Origin of the sequence: Paraburkholderia sartisoli, assembly GCF_900107685.1 — a bacterium.
Taxonomy (GTDB): domain Bacteria; phylum Pseudomonadota; class Gammaproteobacteria; order Burkholderiales; family Burkholderiaceae; genus Paraburkholderia; species Paraburkholderia sartisoli.
Map to the genome: position 1 here is coordinate 21039 of NZ_FNRQ01000016.1, position 18119 is coordinate 39157.

The following is an 18119-nucleotide window of genomic DNA, read 5'->3' on the forward strand; positions in this document are numbered from 1 at the left end:
GCGGGTGGTGGATGGTCGTGTCGAACGCGATCTGTCACCTGCGCCTCCGCGTGCGCCAGGCATCGAGCAATGCGCGCAGACGTCCCTGCCGCGTCCGCCGCCCGTATGCGTAGTCGACATAGCGGTAGCCGCCATATCCATTGGCGGACCCGTAGCGCAGCGAGCGCACGGTGAGTGCGTTCAAAACGATGCCGGAGGCCTTCACGCCGCTCCGGGAGAGACGCTTGACGGTCTCTCTCAACTCGTCGTTGCGCGTTACACCGGCTCGCGCGACCACGATCACCGCGTCGGCGTGACGGCCGATCAATGCGGCGTCGGCGACGGCGAGGAGCGGAGGCGTATCGATCAGCACGTAGTCGTAGCGCTGGCGGAGCCGGTCGATCAGCACGCCGGGCTGCTCCGACTGAAGAAGCCCGTCAGGGCTCCCGACGACAGTGCCGCGCCCGATGAAATCGAACGGCAGGTTGCCGGCGCGTCGCACGACAGCATGCTCATCGGCGCTGCCCGCGACGAGGTCGGAAAACCCGGCCTCCACCTCGAGCCCGAAATACTGGTTCAGCACGCCGAGCCGCAGGTCACCGTCGATGACAAGCACCCGCTTGCCGCCAGACGCGAGTACGGCACCGAGGTTCGCAGCGACAAACGACTTGCCGGCGGCCGGTGCGGCACTCGTAATCATCAACACCTGATTCGTTCCACCTGGAACGGAGAACTGCATTGCAGTGCGCAGGCTGCGCAAGCTTTCGATCGCGAGATCGTCGGGCGCATCGAGCGCCAGTACGTGCGCCTTGCCGGCGTCGCCGGCGTGCCCGGCAAGCCGTCTGTGAAGGGTACGTTGCGCATTCGAGAATGGAATGGTCGCCAGCACCGGCAGGCCCGTGCAACGCTCGATGTCGTCGGCCTGCGTGACGCCCCCGAACAGATGATCACGCGCGAACGCATGGATCAGCCCGAGCAGGAGACCCACCATGGCCGCGCCGGCGATCACAACCGGACGGTTCGGCGCCACGGGGGTTTGCGCGACGATAGTCGAGTCGACGAGCCGCACGCTGCCGACCTTGCCCGCGCGAACCAGCTGCAACTGCTGCACGTTGTTCAGGAGCGCCGTGTAGAGATCGGTGTCGACCTTCACGTCGAGCGTCAGACGCACGGCTTCCTGCTCGAGATCGGGCAGGCGTTTTAGCGACGCGTCATAGCGGCCCTGCTGCTCGCGCAACGCACCGATCTGCCGGTCGAGCGCGACGATCGCCGGATGCGCGGCATTGAACCGGGTCGCCAGTTCGGCGCGCTTCTGCTGCAACATCAGCATCTGCGTTTTCGAATCGGCCGCCTGTTGCAGCGCGAGTTTTGCCTCTTCCGGAAGATCGACTGTTCCGCTCGCGTTGCGCATCGCCGTGTAACGCTGCGAAGCTTCGTCGAGATGCTTTTTCAGTTCCGGCAACTGACCGTTCAGGAAAGCCAGCGATTGCGCCGCCTCGGCCGCCTTGCGCTCGATATTCTGCGCGAGATAAAGCTCGCCGACGGTCTGCAGCGTGCGCGCGACGCTCACCGGATCGTCGCCACGCAAGGTCGCCACCACGACGTCGGATTGCTTCACCTTCTCCTGCACGTCGAGCGCGTCCTGCAGGCGAAAGATCGTATCAATGCGCGAGTGCCGGACCAGCGTGAAGCGCGCGCCGGGTTGCGCGTCGAATCCGTTGACCAGCAGGGTCACGGGGCCCTCCGGCGTGCTGAAGGTCGACGTCGTGCCCACCACGCCCTCGACTTGCGTGTCGAGGTCGGAGCCGGCGAGGCGATAGCGGCCGCCGTCGCCCATCGTCAGCGAAAAATGGTCGTCCTCGAAATTTCGGGGCACGTCGAAACGGGCCACGTCGGCGCTTTCCTGTCCCCAGGTATAGCCGCCTATCCCGAGGACACCAGGACGCGTCGTGCCCTCGTTGAAGCGCGACACGAAATCGCCGATCAACGGAAAGCGCTTCGGCTTGACGTCGATGTAGAGCTTCAGGCTGTCCACCGTCCCGGTGACGATCCGGCGCGACTTCATCACCTGCGCCTCCGCCGCCGCGGACGACTTCACGTCGAACAGCGAGGAAACGTCGCCCAGCAGGCCTCTGGCAGTCGACCCGCCGTCCACGCCGTCCTCGACCTGGACGAGAATGTCCGCCTGGTACACCGGATGCGACAGAAACGCCCACGCGGTTCCAGCCAGTGCGACAACCAGCGTGACGAACAAAATCGACCAGCGATGCTGCACGACGGTATCAATGACGGCGACGAGATCGAGCTCGTCCTGGGAGTCGGGAATTTCCCGTTCGACGGAGGACATGGAGTGAATTGCCTGAATCGGAGGAAGAGACGGCGGTGTCAATGGACAATGCGATCCGGACACGCCAGCAGTGAACGGATCCGGTGTTCCCAGGCCTCGATGCCATGCGCGATCAGATCGGCGCATTGCTCGAAAGCGCGGTACGGGCCCCCGGATGGATCGGGAATGTCGAAGTGACCGGACTCGTATCCGGCATGCGGAAACAACCCCAGGTTGAAGACGCGCCCACGTGCCGCCGGGAAACAGCGTTCGATGTGGAGTCGCTGCGCGCGCTCCATGACAAGAATGAGGTCGGCGCGCAGGCACTGCGTTACGTCGAGCCTGCGCGCCCGATGCGAAGCAATGTCGACGCCCCGGGCCAGCATGACGTCGTACGCGAAAGGATCGGCGGGGTGGCCTTCGATGCCGTGGATGCCGGCCGAGCTGACATCGACGGCGGGAAAGCACTGACCGAGCAAACCCTGCGCCATGGGGCTGCGGCAGACATTCGCGAGGCAGACGACGAGAATCGCGGGCCGCATGCTCAATTTCCCCGCGCCATGCGTTCGAGACTGGACGCGGCCGTCGTGCCGCCCACCAGTTGCGAAATCACCCGGTTCCAGCGCACCACGCCGGCAACATCGACGTAGACGATGTCGTCCGGTTGCAGCGGAAAGAGCTGCGCGGCGGCGAGCCCCTGCGGCGACAGCGCATCGAGGTGATAGAGCCGTGTCGGTTGGGAACCGGAACCGGGACGCACCAGATAAATCTGCTGCGGATCGCTCGTCACCTGGCTCGGCGTGGTACGGCCGAGTGCCTGTGCCAGCGTGAGCCGCCCGTCGGAGCGCAGCGGCACCGCGCCGGGCTTTTCGACTTCGCCCATCACCTGCACCGTGTAATCGGTCGCCGGGGGAACGCGCACTTCGTCTGAGTCGCCGAGCAGGATACGGCTCGCGTCGAGCCCCCGGTCCGCCAGATGCGGCACGTCGATCAGATAGCGACGGCCTGCCCGCACCAGTTCGACATGGCTCAGGTCGCCCCCATTGAGCGCGCCGCCCGCGCCGTGCAGCGCGTTCGCGAGCGTCATCGGCACATCGGTGACCGGCTGGATGCCGGGTAAGCGCACCTCGCCGCCAACGTATACCTTGCGGCTGCGATATCCGACGACGCGCAGGGAAATTTGCGGATCGTGGATATAGGGCGCGAGGCGTCGCGCCAGAAGCGCACGCGCCTCACCCTCGGTCAGACCGGCGACCTTCAGGTCGCGCGCGTAGGGGAACTGGATCGTGCCGTCATGGGCGACAACGTAACCGGGTACGTTCATGCTCGCCGCGCCGATGACGGCTGGCGGCGACCCCGCCGTCGCGCCGACGTCATAGGTCAGATTGGGCACGACGAGTTCCGGGTGATCCCAGACAATGACGGACAGCACGTCCGCCGGTCCGATCCGGTAAGGCGATGCCTCGCCGATCAATGCGTCGAGCGGCGCCATGGCCGCCGCTCCGGCGTACTCCTGCGCCTCGCGCCGTGCAAGGGCGGGCGTGATTTCGGCAACCGGGGGCAACGCCGCGGACATGCCGATGCCCGTCGATGCGTCGAACTTCATGCCAGGGGCGAGCGCACAACCCGACAGCACCAGCAACGCACACAGCGCCGGGAGGGATATCGCCCGGGTAAGGAATCGGCTTCGCATATCCAGCTTCTTTAATGCAAGTGGAAAGGACAAGCGAGGCCGCGCGCGGCAACCCGCACGGCGCGAACCCTTGAGACGGGGTCCAGGCCTCGCTTGAACGAGGCTCGAATACTAGATTCCAGGGCGAAGGGTTTTCAGCCAATACCCATGCAGTTCTCGCCAAACGTCGAGGCGCCGTTCAGATCCCCCGGGCATCCGTCGATATCGGTGCTCAAGGAACTTCCGGCGCCGCGCGCAGTCGGTCATACCGGGCCTGCCGGTTCGTCGCGCCTTTCCCAACCGGCTTGCGCTGCTCTTCATCGCATTCCCTCGCGCGTCGCGCCTTGGCCGACCTGCCGGCAGCGCATGCGATACCATTCCCCCTTTTCAGCAAACCTCACGCTGACGGTCACGCATCTCGCGTGCGTCGCGCGTGAGACCGTTCTGGCAACACCTATGCAAAAGTCGCAACACCGTTTCGTCGAACTTGATTTCTTTCGTGGGCTCGTGCTGCTCATCATCGTGGTCGATCACATCGGCGGCAGCATCCTGTCGCGTTTCACGCTGCACGCCTATGCGCTGTGCGACGCGGCGGAAGTGTTCGTGTTCCTCGGCGGGTTCGCCACCGCGACCGCGTATGCCGCGCTTGCGCAACGTCGCACCGACGCCGTCGCCCGCAACCGCTTTCTCAAGCGTTCGCTCGAGATTTACCGTGCGTTTCTCGTCACCGCGGGGTTGATGCTGCTCGTGAGCGCCGTGATGGTCGCGTTCAGCGTCGACGCGCCGAACCTCGCCACGAACGATCTCGATGACCTGATCGACGCGCCGCTCGCGTCGCTCGGCGAGATCCTGCTGTTCCGTCGTCAGCCGTATCTGGCGTCGGTGCTGCCGATGTACGCGTTCTTCGCGCTGATGGTGCCCGTCGTGCTGCCGCTCGCGCGCAGCAAGCCGTGGCTGCTGCTCGCGGGCAGCGTCGCGCTGTGGGCAGGCGCGCCGCATCTGGCCGGCTGGCTGCCGGGCGTCGGCGACACACCGTGGGACTTCAACCCGCTCGCGTGGCAGTTGATGTTCGTACTGGGCGTGATCGCGCGTTGCCAGCCGGTCTATCAGCGCGTGGCCGCGCGTCGCTGGGGCTGGGTCGTCACCCTGCTGGCCGCAGGGGGCGTCGGGGCGGCGGCGTACTACAAGCTCGCCATCGAAACCGCGCCGCTCGACGCGGGTTTCAAACAGAATCTCATGGGGCTGCGGGCGCTGAATTTTCTGGCGATCGCGTGGCTCGTCGCCGACCTGGTGCGCTTCGGCTGGGCCAGCAAGATCGCGCAAAGGCTGCCGTGGATCAGCCTGATCGGCCGCAAGGGCCTCGTGTGTTTCGTCGCGGGAACCGTGATTTCGCTCGTCGTCGATTCGCTGCTGTATCAGGCAACCGATGGCCTGCTCGACGTCCCGCTCGGTCTCGCCGCCGACGCGATCGCGGTCGGCTCGCTGCTGTTCGTCGCATGGGCGACGGAGCCGGTTTCGCGGTTCGTCGCGTCGTGCGTGAGCCGTCAGCCGGATCGCGCGGCGGGCATCGCGGGCCTTGCACACATCGCGCGCCCAATCGACACGGCTAGCGCATCCAGTCGTTCCACAGCACCATCAGCACCGTCATCAACGCCGGGCCGATGAAGAGGCCGAGCAGGCCGAACGTCTCCGCGCCGCCCAGAATGCCGAACAGCACGAGCAGAAATGGCAGCCGTGTCGAGCCGCCAATCAGCACGGGCCGCACGAAATGCTCCGCGACAAACACGACGACGAAGCCGACCACGGCGAGGCCAATCGCGCCCGCGACCGAGCCTTGCGCGAACAGCCAGAGCGCCGCGCAGCAGAACACGATGGGCGCGCAGAACGGCAGCATCGCCGCGACGGCGGTCACGAGGCCAAGCAGCGCCGCGTGCGGCACGCCGACGATCGCGTAGACGATCCCAAGCAGCACGCCTTCGCCGAACCCGACCACCACGAGACCCGTTACCGTGCTGCGCACCGCGCCGGCCATGCGCTGGATCAGCCGCGCGCCTTCCGGACCGAACGCGCGCCGCGCGCCCGTAAGCAGCGTATCCGACAGCTTCGGACCGGCCTGCAGGATCATGAAGAGCGTCACGAGCATGAAGCCGAACACGACGAGCACATGCACCGCACGCGCGCCGAAATGCCGCCCGAAGGTCAGCACGGCGTCGCTGTGCAGGCCTTTCATCGCGGCCGAGCCGCGTAGCGGCTGTTCCAGGTTCGTCTGCCACCAGGCCGTGACCTGGGCGACGCCGAACGGCAGATGGCCGACGAAGTCCGGCACCGGAACGCCGTTTTCCTGGGCGTCGCGAAACCACGCAAGAAGGTCGTGCGCTTCGTTGAGCGCCTGACCGATACCGAGCCCGATCGGCAGCACCACCAGCACAGAGACCGCCGCCGTAAACACGAACGCGATCACCGTCGTCCGGCCCTGGAACAGGTTGTGGCTTTCCACGCGCCTGAGGAGCGGCCAGAGCGCGATCGCGATCACGCTCGCCCAGACCACGGCGGGGATGAACGAACGCACGATCCACAGCGCAAGCAGCATAAGCGCGACGTACAGCACCTGCAGTCCGATCTTCTGGGCTTTCTGGCGGCCGGATTGCGAGTCGGGCGATGTGGGTAGACGCTGGTTCATGAGACCTCGGTGCCGAACAGGATAACGGCGGACGAAAACGGCGCGCGACGCGGCCTGAAGGAAAAACGCCCTCCGAAAGAGCGACGCACGAAGCGATCCTGCATCTTAAAGGATGCCCGGCGTAGGGCAGCAGGTTGACCGTGAAGCCGCCTCGACATGTCGCCAGGCGCTGGCCGGATATCGCGCCCGAAACAACACTGCGTTGCAAAAACAGGCCATATCGCGCGAGACGGGGCGTCGAGCCGCATCGTTTCGTTCCGCAAAGCTGATATGGCACCATTGTTGCTAATCGTGGAACGGTGTTTCAACGTGTACACAATGTTCTTCTTGCGCGCGCGGGACTACATTCGGGCACACCACACAACGGAGCCGACCATGCAGACCATAGCGTCCTTACCTCTGAGCGGAACAGATGGCGTACACATCGAGATTCTCGAGCGCTCCGACACGGCACTGGTCATCCGCTGGGTCGAACCGGGCCGCTGCCATTACGGCGAGCAACGCTGGCGCCGCCGCTCGGCGCACACGTCGGGCACCTGCGCGCTCTCGCGCAGCAAGATCCGCCGCGGCGACGCCGTCTTCAAACCGGCCGAGCGCCCCGCGCCGTCGAACGCGGCGGCCATGATCTCCGCCGAAATCCTCGGTAACCTGCTCGACGCCTGATCCGGTTTCATCGCGGCCGTGGCGACGGCAAGCCGATCGCGCGGGCGCGGTGCGTCGCCGGCGGCAGGTTCGCCCGCGACTGCGCCTGCACGAGCGCGTCGATGCGCGCCACGATGTCGGCGTCGAACGCGGCGGCCTTCGGGCCCGATGTGTCGACGTGCAGCAGCATCTGCTCACCCGTCGCCACGGGCTCGGCCCGGGCGTCGGTCAACATCTCCAGATAGACATGCAGCCGCTTCGCGTCGTGCGCGAGTACGCGGACATCGACGCGCACCGGCGCGCCTTCCTTGATCTCGTGCAGATAATTGACGTGCGCCTCGAGCGTGTAGATCGACCGGGCGCGCGCCCGGCGGGTCGCGTCGTCGAGTCCGATCTGGTCGATCAGCACGTCCGTCGCGTAACTGAACAGCAGCAGATAGAACGCGTCGCGTAAATGGCCGTTGTAGTCCACCCATTCGGCGCGGACCCTGTCGCGATACACAACCAGCGGCGTTTCGTCGGGCATGGGATTGTCCTGTTCTGTTCCGGTCCGGGCTGCGATGAATCCGCCCGTCAGGCACATCGTAAACGGTCGACGGCATTCGGTGCGGCTTCCATCCGCCGATGGCCGTACGCGCTTGCATCAGTGCTCGCCGGCGTCTCGATCACATTTGATAGCGCGCAAGCCGGGCGATTGCGGCGAGCGCCCGTGTGGGGTACCGTGAGGCGGATCGCGCCGCCGACACCGCGCGCCGCCGATTCCGCTGTATCACACCGCACCGCATCATCCACGCAACGCCGCTTGGGATGGGACCATGGCAGAAAACGATCCAACGCTATCGATTGCTCCGCAACAATTCTCCACCGACGTCATGCTCGAAAAATACGCCAAGGGCGACGAGCAGACGGTCGGCGACGTCTACCGGCGCGTCGCGCGCGGCGTCGCGATGGCGGAGCCGGAAGCGCTGCGGCCGGTGATCGAGGCCCGTTTCGTCGACAACCTGCTGCATGGCGCGCTCGGCGCCGGCCGCATCATGAGCGCGGCGGGCAGCGGCCTCGCGGCCACGCTGATCAACTGCTTCGTGCAGCCGGTCGGCGACTCGATCCAGGGCGTCGACGACGAGGGCCTGCCCGGCATTTACGTCGCACTGTTGCAGGCCGCCGAAACCATGCGGCGCGGCGGCGGCGTCGGCTACAACTTTTCGGCGATCCGTCCGCGCGGCGCGCGCGTCCACACCACCAGTTCCTCGGCATCCGGCCCGTGCAGCTATATGGACGTGTTCGACGCGTCGTGCCGCACCGTCGAGAGCGCCGGTTCGCGGCGCGGCGCGCAGATGGCCGTGCTCGACTGCGATCACCCCGACCTCATCGAATTCATCGAAGCCAAGCATTCGAAGGGACGCTGGAACAACTTCAACGTGTCGGTCGCCGTGACGGACGCGTTCATGCGCGCGGTCGAAGCGAACGCGCCGTGGCAACTCGTGCATCGCGCGGAGCCTTCCGCCGCGATGCGCGCGGCGGGCGACCTGCGCCAGCGCGACGACGGCTACTGGATCTACGCCGGGCAACCCGCGCGCGAGATCTGGGACAAGATCATGCGCTCGACGTATGACGTCGCCGAACCGGGTGTCGTGTTCGTCTCGCGCATGAACGAGGACAACAACCTGCGCGCGATCGAGACGATCCGCGCCACCAACCCGTGCGGCGAGCAGCCGCTGCCGGCATACGGCTGCTGCAACCTGGGACCGCTCAACCTCACGCGTTTCGTCGTCGATCCGTTTGCGCAGATGCACGGCGGCACGCCGTCGTTCGACTGGGAGGCGCTCGCGCAGCGCACGCGCACGCAGGTGCGTTTTCTCGACGACGTGCTCGACGTCACGCTCTGGCCGCTCGACGAGCAGCGCGACGAGGCCGCGGCGAAGCGGCGTATCGGCGTCGGCCTGACGGGTCTCGGCGACACGCTCGTGATGCTCGGCCTGCGTTACGACGCGCAGGAAGGCCGCGATTTCGCGGCCCGCGTCGCGCGGCTGATGCGCGACGAGGCGTATCGCGCATCGGTCGAACTCGCGCGCGAGCGCGGCGCGTTTCCGCTCTTCGACGCGGCGCGCTATCTGGAGGACGGCACGTTCGCCTCACGGCTACCTGACGACATCAGGGATGCGATCCGCCGTCACGGCATCCGCAACAGCCACCTGCTTTCGATCGCGCCGACCGGCACGGTCAGCCTCGCGTTCGCGGACAACGCGTCGAACGGCATCGAGCCCGCGTTCTCGTGGACCTACACGCGCATGAAGATCATGGCCGACGGCAGCCGCCAGCAGTTCGCGGTCGAAGATCACGCATGGCGTCTCTATCGCGAACTCGGCGGCGACGTCGGCGCGCTGCCCGGCTATTTCGTCAGCGCGCTGGAGATGTCCGCGCGCGACCACCTGGACATGATGGCGGCCGTGCAGCCCTTCATCGATACGTCGATTTCGAAGACAGTGAACGTGCCCGCCGATTATCCGTTCGAGGATTTCGAAAGCCTCTATTTCGACGCGTGGAAAAGCGGGCTGAAAGGGCTCGCCACGTATCGTCCCAACGACACGCTCGGCGCGGTGCTGAGTGTCGAGCCCGTCGCGGCGAGCGCGGCGGACGACGTGCCCGGCGCGGCGGATCTCGACCCGTTGCGCGTCACGCTCGACCATCGCCCGAGGGGCGAGCTGCCCGCCATCATCGAAAAGGTCGAATACCTGACGCAGACCGGCAAGAAGTCGCTGTACGTGGCGGTGTCGTTCATCGAGGTCACGGGGCGCCTTGCCGGCGAGGACGTCACCATCGAGCGGCCGATCGAGATCTTCATCCCGGCCGGCCAGCGCGACGAATCGCAGCAATGGATCACGGCCACGATGCGTTCGCTGTCGCTCGCGGCGCGCGGGGGGTTCATCGCGCGCAATCTGCAGGACATGCGGAAGGTCTCGTGGGATCGCGGCCAGGTGCGGCTTGGCGAAGTGCAGCGCCCCGACGGGCATCGTTCGCCGCGCTGGCACGATTCGGAAGTCGCGGCGCTCAGCTACGCGATCCAGCAGATCCTGCACCGTCGCGGTTTTCTCGACGCGGAAGGCAACCAGGTGCCGTCGCGCGTCCTCGCACGGCTGCCGCGCGGGAAGATGGTCGACACCACGCACGCGGCGACGGCGAATGCGCCGCGCAGCGAGCCCGCCGGCACGCGTGCCAGCACGACGGCCGCCAGCATGCCCGCATCCGCGCCGGCCATGCTCGGCAGCAAGTGCGACTACTGCGGCGCGAACGCCGTCATCAGAAAGGACGGCTGCGATTTTTGCACGGCTTGCGGGGAAATCGGCGCGTGCGGTTAAGCGGGTCGACCAGGAACCTCGCGACGAATGGCGGTTGTCCCACAGACTGGATTGACCAGGCTGTCATGCTGTTCTCCTGGGAGTGTCGTATTGGGAGATCGCCATGTCGGTCTATGTTGATGAAGCGTTCCGGCCTTGCGTGACGGAGTGCGCAACAGTCGCCTTTCGTGTGTGTTTTGACGACCGCGCGCAGGTTTTCGAAGTAAGCGCCGAAGCGTTGATGACCTGGTGCGGCGCCGCGAGCCGGCGGCGCACCGACCTGCTCGTCGCGTTCGAAGACAGGCTGTACGAAATCCTCAAGGTCGCGGAATACCGAAGGTCCTTCCAGCCAGCAGAGCCGATCAGGCTGGACGTCGACGAATTCAGGACCGTCCTGCACTAATCGATCCATGCAGCTTCGCGACTGGCCCCGCCGGGCCAGTCGCTTTTGTGTTGCCCGCTCTGCTCGTTTACGATACATTTTGCTCGTTTTAGACCGATTCATGGATCGGGCAACGAGGCAAAACGGAGCGAAGACATGCAGCGAACACGGCAGGATGCGATCGAAGGGCTTCTTCCCGACGAGCGGGAACGGCTGATTCTGGCGCGGCTTCAGGCGCAGGGCCGGGTGCTTGCCTCCGAACTCGCGACCGAACTCCAGACTTCCGAGCACACCGTGCGCCGGCATCTGCGCGATCTCGCCGGCGCGGGTCACTGCAAGCGGGTCTATGGCGGTGCCATCCTGATCTCGCCGGCGGGCGTAGCCGCGTCGGTCCGGATGCGCGAAAGCGTCGATCGCAAGGCGCGCCTTGCGCGGGTCGCGGCGTCGATCGTCAAGCCGAAGCAGATCGTTTTTCTCGACGCAGGTTCGACCAACGTCGCGATCGCGCAGGCGCTGCCGGACAACGCGGATCTGACCGTCATCACCAACTCACCGGAAGCCTGCATGTGCATGCAGGAGCGGCCGGGCTTCGACGTGATTCTCGTCGGCGGTCGCGTCGGCCGGCGCACCGCGGGCGCGACCGGCGCGACCGCCCTGCTCCAGATCCAGCAGATTCGCGCCGACCTGTGTTTTCTCGGCGCCTGCGCGCTCGACCCGACCGAAGGCATCGCGGCCTTCGAAGCCGAGGAAGCCGAACTCAAACGCGCGATGGTGCAAGCGAGCAGCCAGGTCGCGATCGCGATGACCTCGGAGAAACTGATGACCGCCGCGCCGTACGTCGTCGCACCCGCATCGGCGGTCGACTTCCTGATCGTCGAAGCGGACCTTCCGGCCGCGCGGCTGGCGAGTCTCAAAGCGGCTTTCGATACCGTGAGGGTGGCCGCATCATGAAACCCGTCAACGAACGTATTGCGACGCTGGCGGTGTTTCTCGCCAACGGCTTCGGGATTGGCGCGTGGGCCGTCGAAGTCCCGCGCATCAAGGAGAGTCTCGCCCTCGGCGACGCCGCGCTCGGCATTGCGCTCTTCGCGTTCGCGCTTGGCGCGATCGTCGCGATGCCGCTCGCCGGCCGGCTCGCGCCGCGCGTCGGCAGCGGCCGCGCGACCGCCCTGCTCGGCGTCGCGTTTGTCGTCGCGCTGCCGCTTCCGGCGCTCATGCCCAACCTCGCGGTGCTGTGTCTCGTGCTCCTCGTGCTGGGCGCGGCGAACGGCGCGCTCGATGTGTCGATGAACGGACACGCCAGCTCCATCGAGACGCAATGGAACGCGCCGATCATGTCCTCGTTTCATGCGGCGTGGAGTGCGGGCGGCCTGCTCGGCGCGGCGACGGGCGGAATGCTCCAGAAGGCGGGCGTCGGCGTCGTGGGCGGTCTTGCGCTGCCCGACCTGTTCATCGCTGCACTCGTGCTGGGCGCCGCCGTGTTCGCGTTGCGCGACGTCGGGCCGCGCGCAAGCGCGCCGGCCGGCGGATTCGCGTTGCCCGGCACGGGCGTCATGAAGCTCGCCGCGCTCGCGTTTTTGTGCATGATGGTCGAGGGCGCGGTGGCCGACTGGAGCGCCGTGTTCCTGCGTTCCACGCTCGCTGGAGAGGCCAGCACGGCCGCGCTCGGTTATTCCGCGTTCGCGTTGTCGATGGCGGCCTGCCGGGTGATCGGTGACGTGTCGGTTCACCGCTTCGGGCCGGCGAGAGTGGTCGCGACGGGCGGTCTGATCGCGGCAGCCGGGCTCGCGCTCGTGCTGGGCATGCCGAACATCCTGACCGCATGCGCCGGCTTTGCGATGGTCGGCGTGGGGCTGGCCAACATCGTCCCGGTTATTTTCAGCGCGGCGGGACGCTCGACGCCGACGCCGGCCATCGGCGTATCGATGGCGGCCACGGCGGGTTACGCGGGCTTTCTGATCGGGCCGCCGCTGATCGGCTTCGGCGCGGGCGTGTTCGGCCTGCGGCTCGCGCTGGGCGTGCTCGTGTTTGCCGCGCTGGTGGTCTGCTTCGTCGGCGGTCGGGCCGTGGGTGGCACGCGCATCGCGGCCGCGACCGCGGCGAACCAGGTTTAGTGAACGAATGCCACGCCCGCGGACCCGACGCGGGGCGTGCGGACTTCGGAAGATCGCACCAGGGCTCAATGGCAACAGCAATGGCAACAGGCTTCCGGCAGGACCGCGTGTCGCGCTCTGACAGAACTTTCGACAGAATCCCGGACAGAAAGGAGAAGGCCTGATTGACGGCAGAATTATCTCAGGTCATCTTTCTGTCGCGGGCATGTAAAACTGACCCGGCAGAATCCCGCTATAACCAGAAAATGCGCAAAACGGGGTAAGAGGGTGATCATAAAATACAGGGTGCTGTTTCTCTGTCGGGACAACGCGTCTCTCAGCATCATGGCGGAGGCACTGCTACGCGAACTGGCAGGCGACCGGTTCGAGGCATTCAGCGCGGGCGCAACGCCTGCCGCGCGAGTGCATGCGCTGGCCATCGCGCAACTGCGGCCGGGTGTGTCCGACCTGGCTGTTCTCAGCCCTAAAAGCTGGCATGAATTCACGGGCGACTGGGCGCCGCGAATGGACCTCGTCATCGCGATGGACGATTGCGTCGACGGACTCCACGCGCCGGCGTTCCCGGGTACACCGCGCTCGATCCGCTGGAATTTCGCCGATCCGCTCGCGCAGGACATGACGGAAGCCGGACGCTCGCGCGCTTTCGAAAAAGTGTTCTGGCAGATCGTGCGCCGCGTCACTGTGTTCATGACGTCGCCGCTCGACGCCTTGCCGGCGTCGGACTTCGCGACGGCCGCCGCGCCGGTCTCCGATGCGAACGAGATGCTATGCACGGGTTAGCCCGGCGCGTGCCCGGCCCCGCTCGATGCGGAGCGAGCGCGATGGCATGACGGTCGCCGCCCGGATAGCGGTCCTTCCCGGCGCGGGTGCATTCGACAACCGGAACAGGTGGCGAAGACCGGTTTGCCCGCGATCTGGCATCAGGAACGAACCGGTCGTGATACGGACACCTGTCATCCTGAACGGCACCCTGTTACCGCGCGGCATAAATAAAACAGATGGCGTCGCCACGAAATCGCAAAGCGGTGTCAAGGCGTGGTGCGAATACAAGCACATCGCTATACTGAAGCCGTCGATCACGTATTCGCCCACGCGCTGAACGAACCCGCGATCACCACGGCAACGCCTCGTGAAAACACCATTCGCGCAATCGCCGAACGTGTAACGCATACCCTTCCACCACACGTCGGGCGTGCTCCGTCAACCCAGGTCCGCCAGTCGCCGCACCCTTCATGAGCAACAAGGAACTTCTTAACCTGGCACAACTGCGCGCGTTCAGGCTCGTCGCCGAAACGGGCAGCGCGACGCGGGCCGCCGCCGCGCTCTTTCGCGCGCAATCGGCCGTGACGCGTTCCATCCAGGAGCTTGAACTGGCGCTCGGCGAGCCGCTCTTCGACCGTGGCCCGTCGGGCATGCTTCCGACGCCCGTCGGCCGGGCCGTCCTTCAGCGGTGCGAGCGGATCTTCGTGGAACTGGAGGAGCTCGCGCAGTGGTGCGCCGCGCGACAGGCGCGCAGGCGGCCAGCGGCTGAAGGCGCCCTGCCCGCCTGGCTGCTCAACACCCGGCGGCTTCAGTTGCTGACCGCACTGGCGCGTCACCGGCATATGCCGAGCGCGGCGAAGGCTTTCGGCATCAGTCAGCCCGCCGTGAGCGCCGCGATTCGCGTGCTGGAAAGCGGCTCTGGCGTGAGTCTCTTCCACCGCAGTCCGCGCGGCATCCTGCTTACGGTCGAGGGCGAAACGTTTCTGTTGCACGTGCGCCGCGCGTTGAACGAATTGCGGCACGTCCCCGACGATATCGCCGCGTTGCACGGCAAGATCCAGGGTGCGGTGACCGTCGGCGCGCTGCCGCTCGGCCGCACGCTGATCCTGCCGAAAGCGATCGCGCGGATGAGCGCGCAGCATCCTGGCGTGCGCGTCGTCACCGACGAAAGCGCCTATGAAGTGCTGGTCGCGAGCCTGCGCGCGGGCGACATCGATTTCATTCTCGGCGCGCTGCGCAACAACGACGCCAGCAGCGGCCTGAAAAACGAGCGGCTGACTTCGGAAGATCTGGTGGTGCTGGCGCGCCGCGACCATCCGCTCGCGCGGGCGCGCGATCTGACGATCACCGGCATGCGGGATGTGCAATGGATTCTGCCGCGCAGCAACGCGCCGACGCGCGCGCTGTTCGAAGCGCAGTTCAAGCGGATCAAGCTGAAGCCGCCGATGCCGACAGTCGAGACCGCCGACCTCGCGGTGATTCGCGGACTGCTGTTCGGCACGGACATGGTGGCCGTGCTATCGGCGCAGCAGTTGAACTATGAAATCCAGTCCGGCCAGCTGGTGGTGCTCGACGCGAAGCTGCACAACACTCGGCGCGAGATCGGACTGACCGCGCGCGCGACGGGCAGTCCGTCTCCGGCTGCGCGGGCGCTGATCGATGCGATCCGTCTTTCGGTGGTCGACGTCGCGCGCACGGTCGGCGCCGCGCATATCTGAATGCCGCAAGGCGGCTTCACGGCTGTGTGGCAGCGTGGCAGCGGCGAGGGTCGTTCGCTCAAGCCGGCTCCATCCCGTGACGAAGCTTCGCCGCATCGGCCTGCGGCGAGGCGAGAAACGACAGCAGCGCCTTCGCCACATCTTTCTGTCTGGATGCCGTGCAGAGGGCCGCCGAAAAAACCGTGACGATCTGGATTTCAGGCGGCAGCGGTCCGGGCACATCGATGCCCGCCACGTGCATCAACTCGCTCGACTGCTGGAAACCAATTTCGACGTCCCCGCGCGCGACGAGCGTGCCCACCGGAACACCGGGCGGCGCCTGCACGATGCGCGGCGCGATGGTCCCGGCGATCCCCCAGCGCTCGAACAGCCGGCTCAGGTACACCCCGCTCGGGCCCGTCGAATAGCCGATGCTGCGTGCGGCCAGTATCGCGTCGCGAACGGCCGCTTCACTGCTGATGTCGGGCCACGGCGCCCCGGCCGCCACCGCGACCGACACCCCCGAACGGGCCACGCCAACCCGGCCTTCGGAATCGATCCGGCCGGCTTCGGCGAGCCTGTCGAGTGCGTCGGCCGCCAGCACGACGACGTCGAACGGCTCGCCCTCCTGAACGCGCCGGGCAGCGGCGACGCCGCCCACCGACTCGATGATCACCGATCGCCCCGACAGCCGCTCGTATTCCGGGATCAGTTCAGCCAGCATCTCGCGCGTGGCCATCGAGGAAATGCCGGTGACCGGCTCATGCATGGTTTGACCGATGGCCATGTTCTTCGCCTTCTCAGTCGATATAGCGCAGGCCGGCCTGCTGCAACGGCTCACGCATGCTGTACATGTCCAGACCAAGCACGCCCGAGGCCAGCTTCGCACGCTTCTGGCCTTCGTTCGCCTCGCGCGCCACGGCCTTCTCGAGCACCGTGTGCGCCCATGCAGCGGGCACCACGACCACGCCATCGTCATCCGCGACGACGACGTCGCCCGGGCTCACCAGCGCCCCGGCGCACACCACCGGAATATTCACCGAGCCGAGCGTCGCCTTGACGGTGCCCTTCGCGGACACCGCCTTGCTCCACACCGGAAACCGCATCGCGGCCAGCTCGCTGATGTCGCGCACACCGCCGTCGATGATGAGCCCGCGTGCGCCGCGTGCCTTGAAGCTTGTCGCGAGCAGGTCGCCGAAGTAGCCGTCGGTGCAGTCGGTGGTGACCGCCGCCACGACGATGTCGCCCGGCTGGATCTGCTCGGCCGCGACGTGCAGCATCCAGTTGTCGCCCGGCTGCAGCAGCACCGTGACGGCCGTGCCGCCCGTGCGCGCGCCGGCATAGATCGGGCGCATATAAGGCTTGAGCAGACCGACACGGCCCATCGCCTCGTGGACGGTGGCCGAACCGAGCGCGCCGAGCTTCGTGGCGACGTCGCCGTCCGCGCGTTCGATGTTGCGATACACCACACCAAGTTCATACATGATCAAAGCCCCTTCGTTTTCAGTGCTGCGTCGAGGCGCGGATACACGCGACGCGCATTGCCCTCGTAGATCTTGTAACGCTCGTCCGCATCGACATGCGCGGCCTCGATATAGCGCTTCGTGTCGTCGAAATAGTGGCCCGTCTGCGGATCGATGCCGCGCACCGCGCCGATCATCTCGCTGGCGAAGAGGATGTTGTCGACCGGAATGACACGCGTGAGCAGGTCGATGCCCGGCTGGTGATAGACGCACGTGTCGAAGAAGACGTTGTTCAGCAGATGGTCCTTCAGCAGCGGCTTCTTGAGCTCCTGCGCCAGCCCGCGAAAGCGTCCCCAGTGATAGGGCACCGCGCCGCCGCCGTGCGGGATCACGAAGCGCAACGTGGGGAAGTCGCGAAACAGGTCGGAGGTCAGGCACTGCATGAACGCGGTCGTGTCGGCGTTCAGGTAATGCGCGCCCGTGGTGTGAAAACACGCGTTGCAGCTTGTGCTCACGTGGATCATCGCGGGGATGTCGTACTCGACCATCTTCTCGTAGACCGGGTACCAGTAGCGGTCCGACAGCGGCGGGCTCGTCCAGTGGCCGCCCGACGGGTCCGGATTGAGGTTGATCGCGACGTTGCCGTACTGCTCCACGCATCTGACGAGTTCGGGAATGCAGGTGGCGACGTCCACGCCGGGGCTTTGCGGCAGCATCGCGGCGGGCACGAAGTGCTCGGGAAACAGCTGGCTCACGCGGTAACACAGCTCGTTGCAGATCGCGGCCCACGTGCTCGAGACCTGGAAGTCGCCGATGTGATGCGCCATGAAGCTCGCGCGCGGGCTGAAGATGGTCAGGTCGAGGCCGCGCTCGCGCATGAGCTTCAGCTGGTTGCTTTCGATCGACTCGCACAGCGCGTCGTCGCTGATCTGCAGCTCGGAGACCTTCGGCGTCTCCGAAGGACTGCCGATGCCCGCGATCTGGCGGTTGCGCCACGCCTCCAGCGCTTTTGGCGCGGTGGTGTAGTGGCCGTGAATATCGATGATCATCGTCGCTCCTGACAACTG

General features: G+C 66.3%; 16 protein-coding genes. 8 read left to right on the plus strand and 8 right to left on the minus strand.

Annotated features, from left to right (window positions below; translation table 11 throughout):
- Nucleotides 1-34: 34 nt before the first annotated feature.
- From BLV45_RS26540 to BLV45_RS26550, 3 genes are read right to left on the minus strand one after another with little or no spacing between them, the layout of a single operon-like run.
- Nucleotides 35-2326: a polysaccharide biosynthesis tyrosine autokinase gene (locus BLV45_RS26540; RefSeq protein WP_090538278.1), complete on the minus strand. Its 2292-nt coding sequence runs from the start codon at nt 2324-2326 to the stop codon at nt 35-37.
- A 38-nt stretch (nt 2327-2364) separates the two neighbouring features.
- Nucleotides 2365-2847, minus strand: coding sequence for a low molecular weight protein-tyrosine-phosphatase (locus tag BLV45_RS26545; RefSeq protein ID WP_090538280.1), 483 nt, complete (start codon nt 2845-2847; stop codon nt 2365-2367).
- Between the two features lie 2 nt (nt 2848-2849).
- Nucleotides 2850-3998: a polysaccharide biosynthesis/export family protein gene (locus BLV45_RS26550; protein ID WP_090538282.1), complete on the minus strand. Its 1149-nt coding sequence runs from the start codon at nt 3996-3998 to the stop codon at nt 2850-2852.
- Nucleotides 3999-4433: 435 nt separating this feature from the next.
- Here BLV45_RS26550 and BLV45_RS26555 point away from each other — a divergent pair, with 435 nt between their 5' ends.
- Nucleotides 4434-5642 carry an OpgC domain-containing protein gene (locus BLV45_RS26555; protein ID WP_090538284.1) on the plus strand — a complete coding sequence of 403 codons (1209 nt, stop codon included), beginning with the start codon at nt 4434-4436 and terminating at the stop codon, nt 5640-5642.
- On the opposite strand, the gene BLV45_RS26560 is transcribed toward BLV45_RS26555, so the two are convergent.
- The gene (locus tag BLV45_RS26560; protein WP_090538286.1) at nt 5584-6657 is read right to left on the minus strand and encodes an AI-2E family transporter; all 1074 of its coding nucleotides are present in this window, start codon (nt 6655-6657) and stop codon (nt 5584-5586) included. The two genes, BLV45_RS26555 and BLV45_RS26560, sit on opposite strands and share 59 nt — an antisense overlap.
- Before the next feature lie 375 nt (nt 6658-7032).
- On the opposite strand from BLV45_RS26560, the gene BLV45_RS26565 reads away from it, so the two are divergent.
- Nucleotides 7033-7320 carry a DUF3331 domain-containing protein gene (locus BLV45_RS26565; protein WP_090538288.1) on the plus strand — a complete coding sequence of 96 codons (288 nt, stop codon included), beginning with the start codon at nt 7033-7035 and terminating at the stop codon, nt 7318-7320.
- Between the two features lie 7 nt (nt 7321-7327).
- On the opposite strand, the gene BLV45_RS26570 is transcribed toward BLV45_RS26565, so the two are convergent.
- A complete protein-coding gene (locus BLV45_RS26570) occupies nt 7328-7825 on the minus strand; it encodes a thioesterase family protein (protein WP_090538290.1) in 498 nt (165 codons plus the stop codon).
- A 289-nt stretch (nt 7826-8114) separates the two neighbouring features.
- On the opposite strand from BLV45_RS26570, the gene BLV45_RS26575 reads away from it, so the two are divergent.
- From BLV45_RS26575 to BLV45_RS26600, 6 genes are all read left to right on the plus strand, one after another.
- A complete protein-coding gene (locus BLV45_RS26575; protein ID WP_090538292.1) occupies nt 8115-10655 on the plus strand; it encodes an adenosylcobalamin-dependent ribonucleoside-diphosphate reductase in 2541 nt (846 codons plus the stop codon).
- A gap of 103 nt (nt 10656-10758) precedes the next feature.
- Nucleotides 10759-11037, plus strand: a complete 279-nt coding sequence (locus tag BLV45_RS26580; protein ID WP_090538307.1) for a DUF1488 family protein — start codon at nt 10759-10761, stop codon at nt 11035-11037.
- Between the two features lie 135 nt (nt 11038-11172).
- On the plus strand, nt 11173-11967 hold the full coding sequence (locus BLV45_RS26585; RefSeq protein WP_090538295.1) for a DeoR/GlpR family DNA-binding transcription regulator: 795 nt from the start codon (nt 11173-11175) through the stop codon (nt 11965-11967).
- Nucleotides 11964-13130, plus strand: coding sequence for an MFS transporter (locus BLV45_RS26590; protein ID WP_090538297.1), 1167 nt, complete (start codon nt 11964-11966; stop codon nt 13128-13130). The genes BLV45_RS26585 and BLV45_RS26590 overlap by 4 nt, the downstream gene beginning before the upstream one ends.
- Nucleotides 13131-13397: 267 nt before the next feature.
- The gene (locus BLV45_RS26595) at nt 13398-13910 is read left to right on the plus strand and encodes an arsenate reductase/protein-tyrosine-phosphatase family protein (RefSeq protein WP_090538299.1); all 513 of its coding nucleotides are present in this window, start codon (nt 13398-13400) and stop codon (nt 13908-13910) included.
- A gap of 452 nt (nt 13911-14362) precedes the next feature.
- Nucleotides 14363-15610, plus strand: coding sequence for a LysR substrate-binding domain-containing protein (locus BLV45_RS26600; RefSeq protein ID WP_090538301.1), 1248 nt, complete (start codon nt 14363-14365; stop codon nt 15608-15610).
- 58 nt (nt 15611-15668) lie between these two features.
- Here the strand turns inward: BLV45_RS26600 and BLV45_RS26605 are convergent, their stop codons facing one another.
- Genes BLV45_RS26605 through BLV45_RS26615 form a run of 3 tightly spaced genes read right to left on the minus strand, consistent with a single transcriptional unit; the run spans nt 15669 to nt 18101 of the window.
- Nucleotides 15669-16376 (minus strand): substrate-binding domain-containing protein, encoded by a 708-nt coding sequence (locus BLV45_RS26605; RefSeq protein ID WP_245753584.1) that lies wholly within the window; start codon nt 16374-16376, stop codon nt 15669-15671.
- A 13-nt stretch (nt 16377-16389) separates the two neighbouring features.
- Complete coding sequence (gene ligK, locus BLV45_RS26610; RefSeq protein WP_090538303.1) at nt 16390-17073, minus strand: 4-carboxy-4-hydroxy-2-oxoadipate aldolase/oxaloacetate decarboxylase; 684 nt, start codon at nt 17071-17073, stop codon at nt 16390-16392.
- Nucleotides 17074-17075: 2 nt separating this feature from the next.
- Nucleotides 17076-18101 (minus strand): amidohydrolase family protein, encoded by a 1026-nt coding sequence (locus BLV45_RS26615; protein WP_090533830.1) that lies wholly within the window; start codon nt 18099-18101, stop codon nt 17076-17078.
- Nucleotides 18102-18119 lie beyond the last annotated feature (18 nt).